This window comes from Vibrio sp. CyArs1, from assembly GCF_022432925.1.
Classification (GTDB): domain Bacteria; phylum Pseudomonadota; class Gammaproteobacteria; order Enterobacterales; family Vibrionaceae; genus Vibrio; species Vibrio mediterranei.
Map to the genome: position 1 here is coordinate 40962 of NZ_JAKRBO010000007.1, position 21811 is coordinate 62772.

The 21811-nt window shown below is 43.9% G+C and carries 18 protein-coding genes; 13 read left to right on the plus strand and 5 right to left on the minus strand.

The window, feature by feature from the left end:
- Positions 1-372 precede the first annotated feature (372 nt).
- The 3 genes from MMA19_RS19450 to MMA19_RS19460 all read left to right on the plus strand — a co-directional run bounded on the left by MMA19_RS19450 (position 373) and on the right by MMA19_RS19460 (position 5696).
- Positions 373-1920, plus strand: coding sequence for a DUF3360 family protein (locus MMA19_RS19450; RefSeq protein WP_031494604.1), 1548 nt, complete (start codon positions 373-375; stop codon positions 1918-1920).
- 259 nt (positions 1921-2179) lie between these two features.
- Entirely contained in the window at positions 2180-4456 is a 2277-nt protein-coding gene (gene pflB / locus MMA19_RS19455) for a formate C-acetyltransferase (RefSeq protein WP_124940904.1), read from the plus strand.
- A 259-nt stretch (positions 4457-4715) separates the two neighbouring features.
- A complete protein-coding gene (locus MMA19_RS19460; RefSeq protein ID WP_240207007.1) occupies positions 4716-5696 on the plus strand; it encodes a lipid A deacylase LpxR family protein in 981 nt (326 codons plus the stop codon).
- 62 nt (positions 5697-5758) lie between these two features.
- Here the strand turns inward: MMA19_RS19460 and MMA19_RS19465 are convergent, their stop codons facing one another.
- On the minus strand, positions 5759-7639 hold the full coding sequence (locus tag MMA19_RS19465) for a methyl-accepting chemotaxis protein (RefSeq protein ID WP_240207008.1): 1881 nt from the start codon (positions 7637-7639) through the stop codon (positions 5759-5761).
- Positions 7640-7914: 275 nt separating this feature from the next.
- Between MMA19_RS19465 and pflA the strand changes: the two genes are divergently transcribed.
- The 6 genes from pflA to MMA19_RS19495 all read left to right on the plus strand — a co-directional run bounded on the left by pflA (position 7915) and on the right by MMA19_RS19495 (position 14956).
- The gene (gene pflA / locus MMA19_RS19470) at positions 7915-8655 is read left to right on the plus strand and encodes a pyruvate formate lyase 1-activating protein (protein WP_006074139.1); all 741 of its coding nucleotides are present in this window, start codon (positions 7915-7917) and stop codon (positions 8653-8655) included.
- 171 nt (positions 8656-8826) lie between these two features.
- Entirely contained in the window at positions 8827-9327 is a 501-nt protein-coding gene (locus tag MMA19_RS19475) for a YfbU family protein (RefSeq protein ID WP_006074138.1), read from the plus strand.
- 287 nt (positions 9328-9614) lie between these two features.
- Positions 9615-11549, plus strand: coding sequence for a PrkA family serine protein kinase (locus tag MMA19_RS19480; RefSeq protein WP_006074135.1), 1935 nt, complete (start codon positions 9615-9617; stop codon positions 11547-11549).
- A 76-nt stretch (positions 11550-11625) separates the two neighbouring features.
- Positions 11626-12897, plus strand: a complete 1272-nt coding sequence (locus MMA19_RS19485) for a YeaH/YhbH family protein (protein ID WP_006074131.1) — start codon at positions 11626-11628, stop codon at positions 12895-12897.
- Positions 12898-12909: 12 nt separating this feature from the next.
- On the plus strand, positions 12910-14442 hold the full coding sequence (locus tag MMA19_RS19490) for a SpoVR family protein (protein WP_006074130.1): 1533 nt from the start codon (positions 12910-12912) through the stop codon (positions 14440-14442).
- A 112-nt stretch (positions 14443-14554) separates the two neighbouring features.
- Positions 14555-14956, plus strand: a complete 402-nt coding sequence (locus MMA19_RS19495) for a hypothetical protein (protein ID WP_240207009.1) — start codon at positions 14555-14557, stop codon at positions 14954-14956.
- Here the strand turns inward: MMA19_RS19495 and MMA19_RS19500 are convergent.
- Positions 14953-16098 carry a glycosyltransferase gene (locus tag MMA19_RS19500; protein ID WP_240207010.1) on the minus strand — a complete coding sequence of 382 codons (1146 nt, stop codon included), beginning with the start codon at positions 16096-16098 and terminating at the stop codon, positions 14953-14955. The genes MMA19_RS19495 and MMA19_RS19500 overlap by 4 nt on opposite strands.
- Positions 16099-16363: 265 nt before the next feature.
- On the opposite strand from MMA19_RS19500, the gene MMA19_RS19505 reads away from it, so the two are divergent.
- The 4 genes from MMA19_RS19505 (at position 16364) to MMA19_RS19520 (ending at position 19633) form a co-directional block, all read left to right on the plus strand.
- Positions 16364-17302, plus strand: a complete 939-nt coding sequence (locus MMA19_RS19505; RefSeq protein ID WP_240207011.1) for a glycosyltransferase family A protein — start codon at positions 16364-16366, stop codon at positions 17300-17302.
- The gene (locus MMA19_RS19510; protein ID WP_240207012.1) at positions 17299-18732 is read left to right on the plus strand and encodes an oligosaccharide flippase family protein; all 1434 of its coding nucleotides are present in this window, start codon (positions 17299-17301) and stop codon (positions 18730-18732) included. The genes MMA19_RS19505 and MMA19_RS19510 overlap by 4 nt, the downstream gene beginning before the upstream one ends.
- A gap of 120 nt (positions 18733-18852) precedes the next feature.
- The gene (locus MMA19_RS19515) at positions 18853-19059 is read left to right on the plus strand and encodes a hypothetical protein (RefSeq protein WP_240207013.1); all 207 of its coding nucleotides are present in this window, start codon (positions 18853-18855) and stop codon (positions 19057-19059) included.
- A gap of 19 nt (positions 19060-19078) precedes the next feature.
- Entirely contained in the window at positions 19079-19633 is a 555-nt protein-coding gene (locus MMA19_RS19520) for a hypothetical protein (protein ID WP_240207014.1), read from the plus strand.
- A gap of 58 nt (positions 19634-19691) precedes the next feature.
- Here MMA19_RS19520 and hisIE read toward each other — a convergent pair whose 3' ends face one another.
- From hisIE to hisA, 3 genes are read right to left on the minus strand one after another with little or no spacing between them, the layout of a single operon-like run.
- Positions 19692-20318 carry a bifunctional phosphoribosyl-AMP cyclohydrolase/phosphoribosyl-ATP diphosphatase HisIE gene (gene hisIE, locus MMA19_RS19525; RefSeq protein ID WP_038230069.1) on the minus strand — a complete coding sequence of 209 codons (627 nt, stop codon included), beginning with the start codon at positions 20316-20318 and terminating at the stop codon, positions 19692-19694.
- On the minus strand, positions 20315-21088 hold the full coding sequence (hisF, locus tag MMA19_RS19530) for an imidazole glycerol phosphate synthase subunit HisF (RefSeq protein WP_006074116.1): 774 nt from the start codon (positions 21086-21088) through the stop codon (positions 20315-20317). Before hisF ends, hisIE begins: the two co-directional genes overlap by 4 nt.
- Complete coding sequence (gene hisA, locus MMA19_RS19535; RefSeq protein ID WP_006074114.1) at positions 21070-21807, minus strand: 1-(5-phosphoribosyl)-5-[(5-phosphoribosylamino)methylideneamino]imidazole-4-carboxamide isomerase; 738 nt, start codon at positions 21805-21807, stop codon at positions 21070-21072. The genes hisF and hisA overlap by 19 nt, the downstream gene beginning before the upstream one ends.
- Positions 21808-21811: the final 4 nt, after the last annotated feature.

Below are 21811 nucleotides of genomic sequence, written 5' to 3' on the forward strand. Positions count from 1 at the left end.
TTCATAGTTATCGCAATCTCCATGCCAACTCCGTTAACTAACCGAGCAACCAATACTTATTGATAAAAATGATGTTGTTCATAAAATTTTCATATTGAAAGTCGCTTACGCTCACTGTTAATAAAGTGCGCTGATTCAAACAACTGTTGTAGTTTTCTTTCACATTTTTTCTTAAAGTGATCAAGATCAATCAAGGTCTTAGTGTTGCTTGTTAGACTCGGCTCCATTGATATAGCACGAATTATTCACCCCATTTTTAGGAATCTCGTCTATTCTTAGCACGTCGTTAACGTGCAGCAGCCTAGCCAAGTCGGTGTGAACCAGTTCGTTTATCAAGCCAAACGACTAACTTTTTATATATATGAGGAATCTATGTCAGACGCAGTTAACAAAGCGCATTCTGATTCGGATATCGAGACTAAGAGCTATCAAGAGCTTCACCGTCCAGCATCTGAGTTTGCCAGCCGCTCTGAATACCTAGACCACGAACTTCAAATCATGAAACCGCGCCGCTTTGGTTTAAACCTACCAGGCCGTGACTTCCGCTTTGAACTAGAAGATTTAGTACCTGCTCTTGCTGGTACCATCGGCATTATTGCAATGTACTCTGCAGTAATGATGTCATGGGCTGACGGTCTAACCGCTGCTTGGGATCACGTAAACCTTGGGAAAGAGTTTGCGATCGAAGTTGCACGTGTAGAAATGCTAATCCCAGCACTTCTTTTCTGTGTTCTTGCATCAGGTTTCATCAACCCAAGAGCTAACCTTGCTGGTAACCACGGTCCGATGATCCCACTTATCGGTTCTATCGCGCTTGCTGGTGCTCACCCTCTTGCTCTTGCAATCCTTCTTGGTGTGTTCGGCCTATTGCTAAGTTACTTCAAAGGTGGCTCAAAGCTTGTAAACCTCACCTCCCAAGGCACGGCGGGGGGCTTATTAATCTTCCTCGGCTTCACCGGTACGATGAGCCAAATCGGTTCCATTCAAGAATGGGCAGTAGGTTTGCAATCTGCGAGTGTTGAAGCAGGCAGCATGGGTTATGTTGGCTTGGTCGTACTGGGCATCAACATCGCTGTGTACGCCTACCTCGCTAAGATCAACATGCGTTGGCTTGCTATTCCGGTTTGTGCAGTTACGGGTCTTCTACTAGCCCTTGGTCTAGGTGCTGGTTTCGACTTAACGTTCGAAACTGAAATGGGTCTTCCTAACCTAAATCCAGTTTACTGGTGGGGCAGTACAGAAGAAGGTTGGATGCTAGGTCTTCCAAACCTACAACACTTTATTGCTTCTCTACCATTTGCGATTCTAGCGGTTGCGATGTGGTCACCTGACTTCCTTGGTCACCGTATTTTCCAAGAACTTAACTACCCACGTAAGACTGAAAAAGTACTCATGGATGTAGATGACACAATGACTATGTGTTCTATCCGTCAAATGGTAGGTACTGCGGTTGGTGGTGGTAACATCACTTCTTCTTGGGGTACTTACATGATCCCAGCTGCGATCGCTAAGCGTCCAATTCCAGCAGGTGCGATTCTACTTGGTTCTCTATGTATCATTGTTGCTATTCTTGGTTTCCCAATGGACGTAGCAGTATGGCCTCCAGTAATGCGCGTTGCGCTACTAGTGGGTGTATTCCTTCCTCTACTTGAAGCTGGTATGCAGATGGTAAAAGAGACTAAGGATTCACAAGCGGCAGGTATCTGTATCTTTGCATCAGTCGTTGCTAACCCAGTGTTGGCATGGGCGCTAACCATGTTCCTAGATAATAATGGTCTAATTGGTGACAAAGAACGTGCTTCTCGTCTATCTTTTGTAGATAAGATTGTCATCCCTGTGGGTGTGTTTGTTATCTGCTTAGTAGCGATGCTAGCTGTAGGTATGTTAGAAGGCCAGTACGGCATTCCAGCTTTCCTATAATATCTAGTTGATTATTTGGGCAGTGACATTCACTGCCCATATTTTTATCAAACTTTTTTAACTTTTATTGATTTAGTTTAAGTTTTACAAATTATTTTTAGTGTAAGCTTGATTTTAACGTAGGGAATGACAATATCTATATCCATACTAACCCTAAGTGGTTATAGATATTTTTATTCAAGTGTACTGGTTCATCCTCCGGTGAGCATGCGTAAAAGCGTACAGTACGTGTTTTTTCTACTAAAAAGGTAGGTATGTCATGGCAGAGCAATTTGCTAAAGCTTGGGAAGGTTTTGCTGCAGGTGAGTGGCAAAACGAAGTTAACGTTCGTGATTTCATCCAAAAGAACTACACTCCATACGAGGGTGACGAGTCTTTCCTAGTTTCTGAAGGTACTGAAGCAACTAACAAGCTTTGGGCTAAGGTAATGGAAGGTATCAAACTAGAAAACTCAACTCACGCACCAGTTGATTTTGATACTTCAGTTATCTCTACCATCACTGCTCACGATGCAGGTTACATCGAAAAAGATCTTGAAACTATCGTAGGTCTTCAAACTGAAGCGCCGCTTAAGCGTGCAATCATCCCTAACGGTGGTATCCGTATGGTTGAAGGTTCATGCAAAGCGTACAACCGCGAACTAGACCCACAAGTTAAGAAAATCTTCACTGAATATCGTAAAACTCACAACGCTGGTGTTTTCGATATCTACACTCCAGACATCATGAAATGCCGTAAGTCAGGCGTTCTAACTGGTCTTCCAGATGCATACGGTCGTGGTCGTATCATCGGTGATTACCGTCGTGTGGCTCTTTACGGTATTGACCGTCTAATGCAAGACAAGCTAGCTCAATTCGCTTCTCTACAAGAGCGTTTCGAGAACGGCGAAGATCTTCAAATGACTATGCAGCTTCGCGAAGAAATCGCAGAGCAACACCGTGCACTTGGCCAAATGAAAGTTATGGCTGAGAAATACGGTTGCGACATCTCTCGCCCAGCTGAAACAGCTCAAGAAGCTATTCAGTGGACTTACTTCGGCTACCTAGCTGCTGTTAAGTCTCAAAACGGTGCTGCAATGTCTCTAGGTCGTACTTCTACTTTCCTAGATATCTACATTGAGCGTGACATCGCTGAAGGTAAGATTACTGAAGTTGAAGCTCAGGAAATGATCGACCACTTCGTAATGAAGCTACGTATGGTTCGTTTCCTACGTACTCCTGAGTACGATGATCTGTTCTCTGGTGACCCAATCTGGGCTACTGAGTCTATGGGTGGTATGGGTCTTGACGGTCGTACGCTTGTTACGCGTTCAAACTTCCGTTTCCTAAACTCTCTATACACTATGGGTCCTTCTCCAGAGCCAAACATCACTGTACTTTGGTCTGAGCAGCTACCTGAAGGCTTCAAGAAGTTCTGTGCAAAAGTATCTATCGATACTTCTTCTATCCAGTACGAGAACGATGACCTAATGCGTCCAGACTTCGAGTCTGATGACTATGCAATCGCATGTTGTGTATCTCCAATGGTTATTGGTAAGCACATGCAATTCTTCGGCGCTCGTGCGAACCTAGCTAAGACTCTTCTATACGTTATCAACGGCGGTGTGGACGAGAAGCTTAAGATTCAAGTTGGCCCAGAAATGCCTAAGATCACTGACGAAGTTCTAGACTTCGACGATGTATGGGGCAAACTAGACCACTTCATGGATTGGCTAGCTAAGCAGTACGTAACTGCACTAAACAGCATCCACTTCATGCACGACAAGTACAGCTACGAAGCTGCACTAATGGCTCTACACGACCGTGACGTTCGTCGTACTATGGCTTGTGGTATCGCTGGTCTTTCTGTTGCTGCTGACTCTCTAGCTGCTATCAAGTACGCTAAAGTTAAGCCAGTACGTGACGAAGACGGTGTTGCAATCGACTTCGAAATCGAAGGCGACTATCCTAAGTTCGGTAACAACGATGCTCGCGTAGATGACATTGCTTGTGAACTAGTAGAAGTATTCATGAACAAGATCCGTTCACTGAAAACTTACCGCGACGCTGTGCCTACTCAGTCTATCCTAACTATCACTTCTAACGTGGTATATGGTAAGAAAACTGGTAACACTCCAGATGGTCGTCGCGCAGGCGCTCCTTTCGCACCAGGTGCTAACCCAATGCACGGCCGTGACGAGAAAGGTGCTGTAGCTTCACTTACTTCTGTAGGTAAACTACCGTTTGCACACGCTAAAGATGGTATCTCTTATACTTTCTCTATCGTTCCAAACGCTCTAGGTAAAGAAGAAGACAGCCAACGCGCTAACCTTGCTGGTCTGATGGATGGTTACTTCCACCACGAAGCTGGCATTGAGGGTGGTCAACACCTGAACGTGAACGTTCTTAACCGTGAAACTCTAGAAGACGCTGTTAAGCACCCTGAGAAATACCCTCAGCTAACAATCCGTGTATCTGGTTACGCTGTTCGCTTCAACTCTCTAACTGCAGAGCAACAAGCTGACGTAATCGCACGTACGTTCACTGAATCTCTATAATCTAAGATTATACTGATTGAGATAAAAACCTCGCTTCGGCGAGGTTTTTTTTATTTCTATCTATTTTTAATTTCTGCCTAATTTTGATTCCTATCTACAAAAAAGTACTTAGTTCTCACTGGTTAAGGATTGTTTACAATTTCGCTACGATAGAGATACTTTTTCATCTATAGATCACTGACTAACCTTTTTCTTTCGTGTCACACTCAACTTAATAATAAAACATCTCTACTAGCCGTATTTGAAGAGAGTGACACATATGAAAGCAGCCGCCATTTTACCTTTGATTTTTGTCAGTAGTGTTGTCTTAGCCTCTGAGCGCTCTACCGTCTCATTTTCACTCGATAATGACGGTATCTTTGGCACAGACGAAGACTATACCAACGGTATTTTTCTTTCTTATACCAGCAGCGCCATCACCCCTTGGGCTTTATTCAAACCGCTTAGTCTGTCTTATTGGGGAAGCGCTTCTCTTGATAAGTTTGAATTTCAGCTTGGACATAAGATGTGGACCCCTTCGGATATTGAAGCCACTGTACCTCTGGCTAATGACCGCCCCTATGCAGGTTATTTCCATGGCGAATTGAATTACATTAGTTTGCACCCTCAACAGGCACAGCGTTTCAATCTCACATTAGGTAGCACTGGTGAAGGGTCATTTGCCGATAAAGCGCAGCAGTTGGTGCACTCGATTGTGGGTTCAGCAGACCCAAAAGGCTGGGAATATCAGATTGAGGATCAAGTCGCAGGCAGTATTGGTTACTTAACTCATCTAAATTGGAAACGCGAGCCACTTTTTGGCAATACCGGATGGGAAGTCTCAAACGTCACCGAAACAAACCTAGGGAATTTTAGAAGTGATGTTTCCACGGGGATGATGTTTCGCTTTGGTTCAGAACTTGGAGGTAACTTCGGTTCTGCAAACATCAGTACAGAAAACCCGTTTAAGGCCGGGATGATCGGCGCCTCTAATAAAGGCTGGTTTACTTATTTTGGCTTAAAAGCTCGCTACCGATTTAATGATCTTACTATTCAAGGAGAGAGACCCGGAATACCAGAGCCAAGTGATGCTTACGACGTCACTTTACAGCCGTGGCAAGGTGAGGCAGTTCTTGGTGTGACGTGGTATAACGCCTATGTTGGTATTAGTGCCTTTGCCGGTTCTAAGTCCGCAGAATATAAAGAAGCGTCAAAGTCTATCTATGGCAATGGAGGAATTTCGCTTTTTGCTTTCTTCTAAAATGAAATAGGCACCTTCCTAGGTGCCTATTTCATCGACATATTCCTTTACCGTAGCGTTTATTATACCGTCTTAAATCTCTCACATTCTTGATAGAGCTCCGTAGAACGCTTATCTACCCCATCACTGGTTTCTTTCAGACTCTGACTACTCGCCTCAAGTTCACCCATAGAGTCACTGATTTGCGCCATGTTGCTGGCCATCGATTGCGAGGTTGTCGCAAGTTCCTTAACAGAGGCAAAAATCACTTCAGTTTGAGAACTAGCTTCTTGTGCCTTATTCATGATCTCTTCAAGTGCGGTTTTCGCTTGATTCCCTTGCTCTCGACCAGACTGCATGGAACTGTCAGATTGAGCAATAAACTGAATAACTTGCGTGCTTTCCTGTTTCATTGTGTCTATCGTACCAGAGATTTCCTCTACCGCTTGTACTGTCCTTACTGCGAGACTTCGCACTTCATCTGCCACCACAGCAAAACCTCGACCTTGCTCTCCTGCCCTCGCCGCTTCAATCGCGGCATTCAGTGCCAATAAGTTGGTTTGCTCAGCAATACCATTAATGATTTCCATCACTGAGTCTATCTTTTGGGAAGCTTGCTCCAGCTGTTCGATATGGGTAGCGGCTTCTTCCAGAATAGTGCCAACTTGTTCAAAAGCAGCGATGGTATCTACAATAACTTCACCACCCGCTTGCGCAGACTCTGCTGAGGTTTTACTAATGGTTGCCACATACTCTAAAGAACCAGAAATTTCTTGTGTGGTAACACTCACCTCTTCAGTCGCGGACGCCAATAACTGCGTTTGTTCAATAACTTGACTTTGGTGCTGTCTTAGTTGATTGATTCCGCTGTCTAGCTCACCAGAACTGTTCGATAGTTGCTGACTGTTGGTTTTCACACCGTCAACCAAAGTCCCTAAGTTTTCGCAACTCACATTGATGGCTTGCTTAAGTTGGTTGAACTCATCACGATGATTGTTACTCACGGCAAGACGCGTCGAAAGATCACCTTGTTCTATTAGTTTAAGTGCCGACAGTGTTTGCTTTAACGAGCGAGCCAGAGAGACATTTAATGTGAGGAAGATAGCTGTAGTAAATAGCGCTAATAAAGCACAAGCTATACCGACGGAAGCCTTAGTCATGCTCGATACATCGGCGGCTTGATTACCTAGTGAAAGTGCTTGTTGATTCAGTGCTAGAGCGGCTTTATCAAAGGCCTCTAAAGTAATCGCCTGAGCTTGGTCTAACTTCTTCTCTAAACCAACTAAAGTACCTGACAGCTCAACCACTCGCGCGAAGCCGAGTTCCAATGCTTTGACTTCATTCTCATAAAGCTCCAACATGGCATAGGTATTTGATGCATTAACAAATCCTGCAAGAGCTCGCTTAAAGCCTTTTTCGTTTTGTTCGTTGGGCTGAATTAAGTATTCCTGCAAACTGGTCACTACTTTCTGAAAATCTGAAGTCAGCGTCACCATACCTGTTTCTTTGATAGCGGCATCGATCTTGGCGTTATTCTGCTGTAGCTGCTGTAGCAATCCGTCATTCACGGAGAAACCCAACTCTGATTTGATGGTCAGCCAAGGGCTCAAATTAAAGATAAACGACTCTAACGTATTGGAAACATTATCACTCTCAGTAGTCAAACCGGCTTGCTTTAAGAACGCTAGGTCTTGCTCCGCACTGGTTTCCAATCGGTCCATGCTATCTTCAAACGCATCCATGCCACCAGCTACTAATGTGGTTCGTCGATTAACGGTATCCATCAGCAAAACTTGAGTAGAGGCTAAATGTGCGCTGGCTCGCTCCATTTCACTACTGCTGGTGAATTTCTCGCTTAAACTGGAAAGTGAGTTAAAAATAAAAAACACCAAAATGATGAACCCTGACCAAAGAGTGAGCATCGAAAAGGCAGTTTTTTGTTTTTGTGATAAGGCTACTTCCATGTATTTCCCCTTGTGACGATAAGCATGTCGATCTCCTGACCGATATTATCTACAACAGACGCAACCAGTTGATACTGGTTTAAAGTAAGCAAACTAGCAATCTATGTACCATGTATTAATAATATAATTAACAACGCTATAACATTATTTCACTATGGGCAACAGAAGTCGGTTTTTGATCGATACAGACTATGAATGGGGTACCACTTTTCCTGTCGTAGGGGGCCATTTTGTAATAAAATGACGCGTAAAAATAAGTAAGTAGAGAAGAGCATATGTCAACAACTGGTCGCATTCACTCATTCGAATCCTGCGGTACGGTCGATGGACCTGGGATCCGTTTTATTGTCTTTCTTCAAGGCTGTCTCATGCGTTGTATGTATTGCCACAACCGTGATACCTGGGATACTCATGGCGGCAAAGAAGTGTCCGTCGACGAGTTGATTGCCGAGGCAAAATCCTACCGTCACTTTATGAATGCATCTGGTGGTGGTATTACTTGTTCAGGCGGTGAGGCCATGCTCCAACCTGAGTTTGTCCGTGACTTCTTTCGCGCCGCTCAAGCGGAAGGCATTCATACCTGCTTGGACACTAACGGCTACATCCGTAAGCATACTGATGTTATCGATGAAGTTTTGGATGCTACCGACTTAGTGATGCTCGATATAAAGCACATGAAAGATGAAATTCATCAGGACTTCATCGGTGTATCTAATCGCCGCACATTAGATTTCGCTCGTTATCTACACAAAATTGGCCAAAAGACATGGATTCGCTATGTTGTCGTCCCGGGTTATACTGACGATCCAGAAGCGGCTCACATGCTTGGCGAGTTTATTAAGGATATGGACAACATCGAAAAAGTCGAACTGTTGCCATACCACAAGTTAGGCGCACATAAGTGGGAAGCGCTCGGTTTTGAGTACCCTCTTGAAGGGACACAACCGCCGACCAAAGAAGTCATGGATAACATCCAAAATATTCTTCTGCAATATACTGATACCGTTAAATACTAACAGTAGATTCGGAAATCTTTTGACACGAAAAAAACGCGCTAGAAAGCGCGTTTTTTTGTAATAAATACGTGTTGAGATCATGTTACACAATATCGAGAAGCTGATAACCTGTCGGTATAGCGAATTCATTCGTAAACTTATAATGATGACTTTTTAGTGAGGCTTTTCACCATGGAAATGACAAATGCTCAACGTCTAATCCTATCTAATCAATATTACCTAATGGCTAAGCTAACGCCGGAAAATGCAGAAAAGTACAAGCGCCTACAAACAATTGTAGAGCGTGGCTATGAACTGCAAATGCGTGAAATGAACAAAGAGTATGGCTGTTTAGTTGAAGACGAGTGTCGTGAAGTAATCGACATCATGGAAATGTACCACGCAATGCAAGAATCCAATAAGATGCTTTCAGATGAAGAGCGTAACGATGTAGACCAGCGTCGCTTGCAGTTCTTAGGGTTTGATATCGCAGCTGAAGCACAATTGGTTAATTATGTTCGATTTCTAATCGATTCTGAAGGGCTTTACCCACAATTCGACAAAGGCGATCATCACTTCAATAGCCATGTGCCTATGCTTGAGAAATATCGTCGTATGTTAGTGACATGGCGAAATTGCCCACGTCAATACCACTTATCAGCAGCAGAATTCAGACAGATTTTTAACGCTTAACTTTAACGCGTTAAAACAATCAGTTATCAAAAAGCCCTCTTCCTCCCTAGGCAGAGGGCTTTTTTTGAGCAACTTTTCTTACTCTCAACCGGTCTAATCTAATAATCGGGACTCACGTATAAAAGTTGAGACTGGGGGATAATCAGCAGACTAAATTGAGGAAGTTTTGTAAATAAATGCATAATTGATAAGCATAAATCTGAAAACCCTACTAGTCTTAAAAATGACATGGAGTCGCATTGTATATCTGTCAATGGTCAGCTTTGCAGGTTTAAGGGGAATCAGCTATGAGTATTTTCGATCATTATCAAGCGCGCTACGAAGCCGCAAAAGATGAAGAATTGTCTATCAAGGAATTCTTATCTCTATGTAAAGACGACAAGAGTGCTTACGCCAATGCAGCGGAACGTCTTTTACTCGCAATCGGTGAACCTGAGGTTATTGATACCGCTCAGGATCCTCGCTTAAGTCGTATTTTTTCAAACCGCATTATTTCTCGCTACAAAACGTTCGAAGATTTCTACGGCATGGAAGATGCCATCGAACAAATTGTGTCTTATCTCAAGCATGCCGCTCAAGGTCTAGAAGAAAGAAAACAAATACTATACCTTCTAGGTCCAGTAGGTGGCGGTAAATCTTCGCTTGCAGAGAAGCTTAAAGCATTAATGCAGAAAATGCCTATTTACGTGTTATCTGCCAACGGCGAGCGCAGTCCGGTCAACGATCACCCGTTCTGTTTGTTCGATGTTTCAGAAGACGGAGACCTACTGAAAAGTGAATATGGTATTGAGAAACGCTACCTACGCTCAATCATGTCACCTTGGGCAGCGAAACGCTTACACGAGTTTGGCGGCGACATTACTAAGTTTAAGGTTGTTAAAGTCAGGCCATCTATTTTAGACCAAGTCGCGATAGCTAAAACTGAACCCGGTGATGAGAACAACCAAGACATTTCCGCTCTAGTTGGTAAAGTTGACATTCGCCAACTTGAGCACTTCTCACAAGACGATCCAGATGCGTATAGCTATTCAGGTGCGTTGTGCCGCGCAAACCAAGGTTTGATGGAATTCGTGGAAATGTTCAAGGCACCAATTAAAGTCTTGCACCCACTCCTAACCGCAACACAGGAAGGTAACTACAACGGTACTGAAGGACTTTCAGCCTTGCCGTTCGATGGTATGATATTGGCGCACTCGAACGAATCAGAATGGCAAACCTTCCGCAATAACAAGAACAACGAAGCGTTCTTGGACCGTGTCTACATTGTTAAGGTGCCATACTGCTTGCGCGTCTCTGAAGAAGTTAAAATTTACCAGAAACTTCTTGATCATAGTGAGCTCTCAAAAGCACCTTGTTCACCAAGTACCCTAGAGCTTCTAGGTCAATTCAGCGTACTATCGCGCCTAAAAGAGCCAGAAAACTCATCTCTATTCTCGAAAATGCGTGTTTATGACGGTGAGACATTGAAAGACACCGATCCTAAAGCGAAGAGCTATCAAGAATACCGCGACTATGCCGGCGTCGATGAGGGCATGTCTGGCCTGTCTACTCGTTTCGCCTTTAAGATCCTGTCACGAGTCTTCAACTTCGACCAATCTGAAGTCGCAGCAAACCCAGTGCACCTGTTCTATGTCATTGAACAGCAAATTGAACGTGAACAGTTCCCTCAAGAAGTGGGCGAGAAGTATTTAGAATTCCTTAAAGGTTATCTAGTACCTCGCTATGTGGAATTCATTGGTAAAGAAATTCAAACCGCTTACTTGGAGTCATACTCAGAGTACGGACAAAATATCTTCGACCGATACGTCACCTATGCGGACTTCTGGATTCAAGACCAAGAGTATCGTGACCCGGAAACAGGTCAGTTATTCGACCGAGCTTCACTTAACGAAGAGCTAGAAAAAATCGAAAAAACCGCGGGTATTAGTAATCCTAAAGATTTCCGAAACGAGATCGTTAACTTTGTGCTTCGTGCTCGTGCTAATAACAATGGTTCAAACCCCGTTTGGACAAGTTACGAAAAACTTCGCACGGTTATCGAGAAGAAAATGTTCTCCAATACAGAAGAACTACTACCTGTTATTTCATTTAATGCGAAAACATCATCCGAAGACCAACGTAAGCACGACGACTTTGTTAATCGTATGATGGAGAAAGGCTACACCGAGAAACAAGTACGATTGCTGTCTGAGTGGTACTTGAGAGTTCGTAAATCCTCATAAGTACACCTGACTGTTTATCTCAGCCCCGAGCGAAAGCTCGGAGGCTGTTTGGTGAGAGGAATACAGGGAGTAACTCATGGCACAATTTATCGATAGACGCTTGAACGGCAAGAACAAAAGTGCCGTTAACAGGCAGCGTTTCATACGCAGGCATAAACAGAAAATCAAAGAATCGGTTACCGATGCCGTCAATCGCCGCTCCATTACCAATACTGAGACTGGCGAGGATGTTTCGATTCCTGCAAAAGATCTTAGTGAGCCGATTTTCCATCAAGGCCAAGGAGGCGTGAAAGAGCGCGTTCATCCTGGTAACGACCAATTCATCACAGGGGACAAAATTGAACGCCCACCAAAAGGCGGACAAGGCGGTGGCTCTGGTCAGGGGGAAGCAAGTCCTGACGGTGAAGGTGAAGACGAATTCGTGTTCCAGATTTCTAAAGACGAATACCTTGATATTCTGTTTGAAGATCTCGCACTACCGAACCTCAAAAAGAATCAAATCAACAAAATTAAAGAATGGAAAACGCATCGAGCAGGTTATCAAACTGCTGGTATGCCTTCTAACATTGCCATCGTTCGTTCCTTACAACAGTCGTTAGCACGACGCACCGCGATGACAGCGGGCAAACGACGTATGCTCGATGAGCTTTGTAAAGAGCTTGATGACGTCCAGATGAGCGAGCCAGCTAAACCAATTGAGGAAAACCGACTTAAAGAAGAGATAGCAGAGCTTCGCAAAAAAATCGATAGCGTACCTTTTATCGACACCTTCGATCTTCGTTTTAAAAACTATGAAAAACGTCCAGTTCCTTCAAGCCAAGCAGTGATGTTTTGTTTGATGGATGTATCTGGGTCAATGGACCAAGCAACCAAAGATATCGCTAAACGCTTCTATGTGTTGCTGTATTTATTCTTAACACGCACCTATGAGAACGTTGAAGTGGTGTTTATTCGACATCATACACAAGCGAAAGAAGTTGATGAGCACGAATTCTTCTATTCTCAAGAAACTGGTGGCACCATCGTTTCAAGTGCTCTCAAATTGATGAAGGAAATTGTAGAAGACCGTTATCCTCTTGGAGAATGGAACATCTATGCAGCGCAAGCTTCAGATGGCGATAACTGGGCTGACGATTCACCTCGTTGCCGTGAATTACTCGTCAATAAACTGTTACCAGCTTGCCAATATTACTCTTACATAGAAATTACTCGTAGGACACACCAAACACTGTGGCATGAATATGAAAAGTTAGAGAATGAATTCGACAACTTTGCAATGAAGAACATTCGTTCTGTTGAAGACATATTCCCAGTGTTTAGGGAGTTGTTTCAAAAAGAGACCGCATAGGGAGACGTGCATATGACGACAGATACTAAAGTTAAGTCAAAGGTACTTCCAGACGGTCCTGATTGGACTTTCGATATGTTGGAACGCTACCACAAAGAAATAAAGCGTGTCGCAGAGCACTACCGTCTCGACACCTACCCTAACCAAATCGAAGTCATTACGTCAGAACAGATGATGGATGCTTATTCGAGTATAGGGATGCCCATTAACTATAATCACTGGTCATTTGGTAAGAAATTCATCCAGACAGAACAGGGATACAAACATGGGCAAATGGGTTTAGCCTATGAAATCGTAATCAATTCCAACCCATGTATTGCATACCTCATGGAGGAAAACTCAGTCACCATGCAGGCTCTGGTTATGGCACATGCCTGTTACGGTCACAATTCCTTCTTTAAAGGCAACTATCTATTTCAAACATGGACGGATGCTAGTTCTATTATTGATTACCTGCTTTTCGCTAAGAAATACATTGCTGACTGCGAGCAAAAGTATGGTGAAGAGGAGGTAGAGCAAATTCTAGACTCGTGCCATGCCTTAATGAATTACGGTGTGGACCGTTATAAACGTCCAGAAAAAATCTCAATTGCAGAAGAGAAAATTCGCCAAGAGGAACGCGAAACCTATTTGCAATCACAGGTCAACGACTTATGGCGCACCGTACCTAAAAATCGAACACCTGAAGAAGACCAAAAGGTACGCTTCCCTAGTGAACCTCAGGAAAATATCCTCTACTTCATTGAAAAGAACGCGCCATTACTTGAACCGTGGCAACGTGAGATCGTCAGGATCGTGCGTAAAGTAAGTCAATATTTTTATCCACAAAAGCAGACACAAGTAATGAATGAAGGTTGGGCGACCTTCTGGCATTACACAATTCTTAATCACTTATATGATGAAGGTCTGGTTTCTGACAAGTTCATACTCGAGTTCTTGCACAGCCACACCAGTGTGGTTGCTCAGCCCGCTTATAACAGCCCTTATTTTAGTGGTATAAACCCTTACGCTCTAGGCTTTGCAATGTTTAGGGATATTAAGCGCATCTGTGAAGAACCAACGGACGAGGATAGAGAATGGTTCCCAGAGTTGGCCGACAGTGATTGGCTCGATGCTATGCATTTTGCTATGCACAACTTCAAAGATGAGAGCTTTATTAGCCAATATTTATCTCCGCATTTAATGCGTGAGTTTAAGTTTTTCTCCATTCTCGATGATGACCGAAAGAACTTCGTCGAAGTCTCCGCTATTCATGATGAAATGGGATATCGTCAGATACGTGAAAAACTCGCAGCGCAGTACAACCTGAGTAATCTCGAGCCGAACATCCAAGTTTACAATGTGGATGTTCGAGGAGACCGCTCGCTTACATTACAACATGTTCCACATAATCGCATTCCTCTGGATAAAGGCCATGACGAAGTTTTGAAGCACCTTTATCGACTTTGGGGGTTCGATGTTATTTTAGAAGAAGTGAAGGAGTCTGGACGAAGGGAAATTCTTGGGACTTGCCCTAAACGGGAACCTTATAATTCTACTATCTAACCTTTCTACTGGTCGTGGGTCCCTACCTGCGACCAGATAATTTTTCGCACTACCTTTCCTTCAATGGTAAGCTTGTCATTGGTTCTTTATCCTTCGTTTCAACTCGTATCTTATGAACAAATTACTCTTAGCTTTCGGTGTAGTCTTACTTGCCATCATCGCAACCCTCTCATGGGTGTTTATACCTACCCACGAAACAATGGGTAAACAAACTCTCAGCACCCCTTTGAGCGATGAATTCAAGCTCGTCGCGCACCGAATTCATTCTACCGACCCCGATGCTGGTCCTAAATACGCCTACTTTGTCTTGTCTGACGCAACGCCAATAGATAACAGTGAGCCTTTTCTGGTCACTTCCGACCAATTCACAAAGTTAGAAAGCGTCAAAGACAATGGTTTCACCCTAATCGTAAATGGTCGCATCTACCAATATCATAATGATTTATGGATAGAGAAAACTAACGGACAACTACATCGTTGGCACGTAAGCATCAACGCAAGGTACATTCGTTAAGCTGGATTCTCTATCCAACGAGACAACTTTCTGGCCTGTAACAGCGCGTTGAACTTTACTTGAACGCGCTCATGCGCCAATCGTCCCATCATCACTCTTTGGCTAAAGCTGAGCTGAGAAAACTGCACAATGCTCGCCCTAAGCGCTGTGACATCTTTTTCATGGACAACGAAGCCCGTCTCTGGCGTCACAATTTCTTTGCACCCCATGATGTCTGTAGTGATAACAGGCGTACCTACCGCCATAGCTTCCTTAAGGACTAGAGGCCCCGTATCTACATTACCCGTAGAGGCCATACAAAATGGTGCGACTAAGCAATCATAATTTGGCAGCGACTTTTTCACCCAATCGTGGGGCTTTGCACCACAAAAGCTTACTCTATCGGACAAGCCAAGTCGTTGTACTTGTTGCTTTAGCTCGGCTTCTAACTCTCCAGTACCAACAATATCGAGGAGAATATTGAGTTTCTCGGCTATCGGAGCCATCGCTTCCAACAAGTGCTGCACACCTTTCTGCTCCACTAGGCGACCTAAAAAGACAAGTGAGATTTCGGGGCGAGGTAATTTAGGCGAGTACGTAAATTGCTCGGTTTTCACTCCACAGTGTAACAATTTGATATTTTTACCTGCCATGTTTTTAAAGTCGTCCAGCATGTCACGACAAACAGCGACTGCGAAGTCACAGGCGGCAAGTTTCTCTCCGACGTCAAAAGGGGACTCATAAACGTCGTGGCCATGTGCAACAAAAGAGCAACTTATTCCCAGCAGCTTTGCTGCAACAATGGCGTGTGCCGTGGTGTGCTGGCAAAAGTGAGCATGAACGTGCTCGACATGATGTTCAGCAAGTTGAGTGGCTAACTTGGCGCCATAAACGAATAATGAACGCTTAGGCAGTGAGTTCTGATTACGAACAAACTGTGCTGCCGCTAACAGATTTTTATACCTAAACTCCGACAGTGCCGACAAACAGAAATTTTCACCGATTTTGATAACGTCATAATCGAAAGTCGATTGCGTTTGTTCCAATTCAAAAGCAAACACACAGACGGGATGTCCACAAGCTCTAATCGAATCAACTTCTGTTTGAATAAAAGTCTCACTCAACACCGGGTATGTAGGCGCAATGAACGCGGTCTTCTTCATTCTTCCGTCCCAAAAGCTAACTATGTCTTTTGTTCAAAGCAAGATACGCGCCAAAGACACAAGACTTGTTAAGCAACCACTTATCACTTGAATATCGCTCTATTCGCAATTCGATAATCAATTTGCCGAATCTGACACTTCTTAGCTAACTGAAAACAATCAATTTGCAATAAGTAATCCTAAGCACATGTTTTAAAACAATATCAGTCTTGGCATATATAGTGCTACTTGTCGTATACCGCTGCAGATATGAGAGCTAAAGGATATGGCTAAAATCTCGATTATCATTCCAACTTTCAATTGCGTTAAGTATTTGCCTAAAGCAATTGAAAGTGTGTTTTCCCAAACACATCAGGAACTAGAAATCATTGTTGTCGATGACAATAGTACTGACAGCACCTCACATTATCTTAGCAGCATCAATGATTCGCGAATGCAGACAATCACGACATCAGGCCTCGGGGCTTCGGGTGCTAGAAACTTAGGAATTAGCAGAGCTAGCGGCGAATACATTGCCTTTCTTGATGCTGACGACTTTTGGATGCCAACCAAGCTAGAAAGGCAACTCAACTTTCATCAAACCCACCCAGAGCTTGCGGCTACCTTTACTAACTACCAACACGTCACCGAACAATATGAAGCCATCATCGACTGCTTTGGCTATTGGAATAAGTTTCAAGCTGACAGTCGTCAACATATTGTGATGGACGATGCCTTGGAATTTGTCCTTCAAAACAACGTCATTGGTACTTCAACGGTAATGATTAAGGCTGAGATCTTTCGAGACATCGCGCCTTTCGATTCCAGCTTAGAGTACGGAGAAGATCTCGATTTGTGGCTACGCATTTGTGAGCAACACCCATTAGGTGCACTGAACTCTATTGAAGTAGGCTATGTCATGCGACAAGGGTCAACTACTCAAACTAACGATAATCGACTACGTAACTTAAAATCTTTAGAAGCCATCTTGCACAGGTACACATCCGCTCACCTCTACTGGAATATTTCTTCCGCTGCTTTAAGACGTTCAAAAGCACGCATTCTTGAAGGCTATGCAGACTATCACCGCTGTCTTAATCAACCTTTATTGGCGATCATACTTGACCTACGCTCACTATCCTTGGCTCCAGAAAAACGACGTTTACGCAGTCTACTAGGAGACTGTAAAAGCATCATTATTCAACCAGGTAGGTCTGCATCATGAACTCGCTGAAGCAATCCGCTTACTACGCCGTCGGCATCTTGATGATGAAAGGGGTGTCACTCATCATGATTCCCTATATCACACATAAGTTGTCGCTAGCCGAGTATGGTTCACTGGAGGCTTTAGTGTTACTCGCAGACATAGGTACTATTCTATTCAGTTTTGGCATAGTCGATGCCATGTATCGATATATTGGTACCTCAGAAGGTGCCGAGAAGCAGCAGCTTATCTCAAATTGCTTTACGTTAAGTATCATCGTTTGTATTGTTGGCGGTAGCCTCATTGGAATATCCCTCCCCTGGTTGATTCACGCTTTACCTGTTAACTTCGAAAGCTACCAAATTTTATTACTGCTCATTCCAACCATGATCGATGGTGCAATATCCATCCCGTTAACATTAATGCGTATGAATGCCATGGCGAAACGCTTCTGCATTCTTAATGTCATTAAAGCGCTCGTTCAAGCGATGATGACCTTTGTTCTACTCGAAGCAGGGTATGGTATCGATGGTGTATTAATATCAGCAGCCTGCTCTAGCTTGCTTCTGCTAATGTGCTTGCTCAAGTATCAATGGAGTCAAATGGGGAGTTTTGGTTATCTAGGCTCGTCACGTCTAATTTTGAGTTTTGGTTTGCCCGTGCTGGTGGGCGGTGCATCAGTTTATATGATTAACGGGCTTGATCGTTGGTTCCTTGCCAGTTTTGTTGGTGTGGAACAACTTGCTATCTATGCCGTCAGTGCTAAATTTGCTCTAATACTTGGGCTTGCTCTCCAGCCCTACGCGCTGTGGTGGTTTCCAAATCGAGTAGCGATACTAAACGGAGCCAATGGTAAACAAGAGTGTGCAAATAAGGCAGTTCTCGGTGTGAACATTGCAATCTTGCTTGCTACTGTAATGATTCTAACCGCACCGAGCTTCGTTACTTTGATATTACCAACCACCTATCAATCAGCAAGTACACTTCTGGTTGCACTCCTTGTCATCGGCGTAATTAAAAACGCCGGAGATTATTTAAATTTGGGATGTTACAGTGGCGATTCCAGTAAGGCACAAATGTGGATTCAAGGCATCTGTGCCGCAATTGCGGTAATTGGCTATTTTGTGTTGGTACCTATATGGGGACTCGTTGGGGTGATAGTTGTTCTCGCAACATCATACTTCGCGAGATTAGTCATGCTGTATGTGGTTAGCCAATCACTTGAATTTTTACCCTACGACCACAGTAAATGGTTGATGTCACTTTTTATTTCACTTACGGCCTATTTACTGCATAACATTGTGACATCTTCACTACACGAGCTTTCTCAGCTCTCCATCGGGGTATTAATTAGTCTATGCGTGGGAGCTTGCTATCTAAAATTGGCGATTGTTCCTTTGCCTGATGTGAAATTCAACAAAGCGCAGAAGTCGAGTCACTCCCATACTTGATCCCATAAGATACAATACCAATAATGACCGCTTATCATAGATATAAACAGAGCTAAGCAGCCTAATTCCTAGTTGAGTGCTATAACTTTGCCCAATCAATTAGTACATTAGGCAACAGATATGAAATATATTTTCGCTCTACTACCATTAGTTCTATTGGCAGGTTGTAACTCTTCCAGTAGTGAGACTGAAGTCGCACCACAGTCCCCACCAGTCCACCTTCCAGAAGGCTCTGAACCAGACCGACCTCACCCAGATATTGGTGACCCAGGCCATTTACCGGGAGAGCTTACACCCGATAGGTTACCCCATAGCTTGGTTCAATGAAGTATCAGCTCGGTTTGGTATGTCACTAGAATCACTAGGAGCGGTATGCCGCTATCAAGGCGATTACCCTCAAATTAATATCCATGTATCGTGCCAATGGGACGGAGAAGAGCTGACCATTGTCTACTACGTTTCACGAGGTATAGTTGACCCTGATTATTTTTATGAACATGCCTTTATTTGGGTCGTCAGTGACGAGAAAATTGGATTGAGCGAAATTTGGCCTGCGATTAATCACGACGCGATTGGTCACTCACACAGAAACATAGACATTGCGGAAGATGCGGCAAGTTTCAACATTCGTTATCAATGCGAAGACGCCGACAAAAAATGTCGTTCACTAGTCCATACTTTAAATATCTCTACTGACCATACAAAAGTCCTTTCTGATGGCACACACTATTATGGTAATACAGACTTTGATATGGACGTCTATAAGAATTCAGAGCGATTTTATTTTAGAGTCGATATTACCGATCTAGACACTGGATACACGTATAACAATACCCTGCATTTATTGGATGACTTTCCACCACTGATGTATGACGTACTTGCTCCTGCATTCGGCTACTAACCCACAAATAAAAAGAGTCAGTAAGGTAACTTACTGACTCTTTTTATTGATTGAAAGATTATTTATGGCGTTCTTTCAGCTTATTAACCACATCATTCATCGATAGACCTTGGTCCTGAAGTAAAACCATTAGGTGATAAATTAAGTCAGCTGATTCGCATATTAGCTCCGCCTTGTCACCCGACGTTGCCGCAAGCGCGACTTCAACGCCCTCTTCGCCCACTTTCTGCGAAATACGTTTGGTACCACGGGCATAGAGGCTCGCGGTATAAGAAGATTGCGGATCCGCATCTTTTCGAGCGGCAAGCAATTGCTCAAGCTGATGAAGCCACACCATTTGAGACTCTTCTTGTGGGTCACCATCAAAACACGTAGTCGTACCTGTGTGACACGTTGGTCCAATTGGGTCAACCTTCACGAGTACCGTGTCGTTGTCACAATCTAGAGCGATATTACGAAGTTGGAGTACGTTGCCTGACGTTTCTCCTTTCGTCCACAATCGGGATTTCGTGCGAGAGAAAAAGGTCACTTGCTCAGTTTCCAAGGTCTTTTCCAACGCTTCAGGATTCATATATCCCATCATTAGAACTTGGCTAGACTGAAAGTCCTGAATAATAGCAGGTACAAGACCATCTACTTTTTCCCAGTCGATACGCTCGGTGAGCGCTACTGCTGCTTCACTCATAGTCTGATCTCCACACCTTGTTGTTTTAGATATTGCTTAAGCTCACCGATATTGATGATCTGCTTGTGGAATACGGAAGCGGCCAACGCACCATCAACATTGGTTTTGTTGTACGCCTCTGCAAAGTGCTCCATCGCACCCGCACCGCCAGAAGCAATGAGAGGCACCTTACACACTTCGCGAACCATATTAAGCTGCTCGATGTCATAGCCATTTCGCACCCCATCTTGGTTCATCATATTAAGTACGATTTCCCCTGCACCGCGCTTTTGTACTTCTTGAACCCAGTCGCGAGTCTCCCACTTAGTGGCTTTAGTACGTGATTCGTCACCGGTGAATTGATACACCTGATACTTACCCGTTTCTTTATCAAAGTAGGAGTCGATACCGACGACAATACACTGAACACCAAACTTGTCGGCAAGCTCGGTAATCAATTCAGGGTTAGCCAAAGCTGGCGAGTTGATTGATACTTTATCAGCACCAAATTCTAAGATACGTGCCGCATCTTCAGCAGACTTAATACCACCAGCGACACAGAATGGAATATCAATCACTTCTGCCACTCGCGCTACCCAGCTTTTGTCCACTACACGGCCATCGCTTGAGGCAGTGATATCATAAAAGACTAACTCATCTGCACCTTCTTCTGCATAACGTGCAGCTAACGGAACGATATCACCAATAATCTCGTGGTTTCGAAACTGAACGCCTTTCACCACTTGACCGTCACGGACATCCAAACAAGGAATTATTCGCTTTGCCAACATTGGAATGCCTCCTCTGCGGTAAATTTACCATCTAATAACGCTCGGCCAACAATCACGCCCGATACGCCCGTGCCTTTTAGTGCTTCAATATCGGCAAGGCTACCGATACCACCTGAAGACTGAAACTGCACTTGTGGGTACTGCTTGCACAGGTCTACATAGAGTTCGACATTACTACCTGCTAATGTGCCGTCACGTGAAATATCAGTGCACAGCACATGCTTTAAGCCCACGGTTAGATAATCATTAATTAACGCTTCAATGGTGACGCCAGAGTCTTCTTGCCAACCTGAGATGGCGACTTTGCGTGTACCGGTTTCATCGATGTTAATATCGAGTGCTAGCACAATTTTCTCTGCGCCATATTTTTCCATCCACCCTTTAACCAACTCTGGTTGCTTAACCGCTGTCGAACCAACGACAACACGTTGAGCACCAGCCTCAAGCAGATCAACTACATCTTGCTCAGTGCGCACACCACCACCAATCTGTATGTTTGCTGGCGTTCCTGCTAGTAGTTTGGCAATTAAATCAAGCTGGCGCGCTGATGTGTCTTTCGCGCCAGTCAGATCGACAAGGTGTAGCCAATTTGCTCCGGCTTGATGGTAGAGGTTGAACTGCTCAATCGGATCGACCTTATATTCAGTAACCTGACCATAATCGCCTTGATATAGACGAACCACTTGTCCTTCAATTAAATCTAATGCTGGAATAATCACAATC

Excerpts from the sequence above, each read along its gene's own strand:
- pflA (WP_006074139.1), top strand. The coding sequence starts at position 7,915 with ATGTCAACAACTGGTCGCATTCACTCATTCGAATCCTGCGGTACGGTC.
- MMA19_RS19510 (WP_240207012.1), top strand. The coding sequence starts at position 17,299 with ATGAACTCGCTGAAGCAATCCGCTTACTACGCCGTCGGCATCTTGATG.
- MMA19_RS19475 (WP_006074138.1), top strand. The coding sequence starts at position 8,827 with ATGGAAATGACAAATGCTCAACGTCTAATCCTATCTAATCAATATTAC.
- MMA19_RS19515 (WP_240207013.1), top strand. The coding sequence starts at position 18,853 with ATGAAATATATTTTCGCTCTACTACCATTAGTTCTATTGGCAGGTTGT.
- pflB (WP_124940904.1), top strand. The coding sequence starts at position 2,180 with ATGGCAGAGCAATTTGCTAAAGCTTGGGAAGGTTTTGCTGCAGGTGAG.
- hisIE (WP_038230069.1), bottom strand. The coding sequence starts at position 20,318 with ATGAGTGAAGCAGCAGTAGCGCTCACCGAGCGTATCGACTGGGAAAAA.
- MMA19_RS19450 (WP_031494604.1), top strand. The coding sequence starts at position 373 with ATGTCAGACGCAGTTAACAAAGCGCATTCTGATTCGGATATCGAGACT.
- MMA19_RS19505 (WP_240207011.1), top strand. The coding sequence starts at position 16,364 with ATGGCTAAAATCTCGATTATCATTCCAACTTTCAATTGCGTTAAGTAT.
- MMA19_RS19520 (WP_240207014.1), top strand. The coding sequence starts at position 19,079 with ATGTCACTAGAATCACTAGGAGCGGTATGCCGCTATCAAGGCGATTAC.
- MMA19_RS19490 (WP_006074130.1), top strand. The coding sequence starts at position 12,910 with ATGACGACAGATACTAAAGTTAAGTCAAAGGTACTTCCAGACGGTCCT.
- MMA19_RS19480 (WP_006074135.1), top strand. The coding sequence starts at position 9,615 with ATGAGTATTTTCGATCATTATCAAGCGCGCTACGAAGCCGCAAAAGAT.
- MMA19_RS19500 (WP_240207010.1), bottom strand. The coding sequence starts at position 16,098 with ATGAAGAAGACCGCGTTCATTGCGCCTACATACCCGGTGTTGAGTGAG.
- MMA19_RS19465 (WP_240207008.1), bottom strand. The coding sequence starts at position 7,639 with ATGGAAGTAGCCTTATCACAAAAACAAAAAACTGCCTTTTCGATGCTC.
- MMA19_RS19460 (WP_240207007.1), top strand. The coding sequence starts at position 4,716 with ATGAAAGCAGCCGCCATTTTACCTTTGATTTTTGTCAGTAGTGTTGTC.
- MMA19_RS19495 (WP_240207009.1), top strand. The coding sequence starts at position 14,555 with ATGAACAAATTACTCTTAGCTTTCGGTGTAGTCTTACTTGCCATCATC.
- hisF (WP_006074116.1), bottom strand. The coding sequence starts at position 21,088 with ATGTTGGCAAAGCGAATAATTCCTTGTTTGGATGTCCGTGACGGTCAA.
- MMA19_RS19485 (WP_006074131.1), top strand. The coding sequence starts at position 11,626 with ATGGCACAATTTATCGATAGACGCTTGAACGGCAAGAACAAAAGTGCC.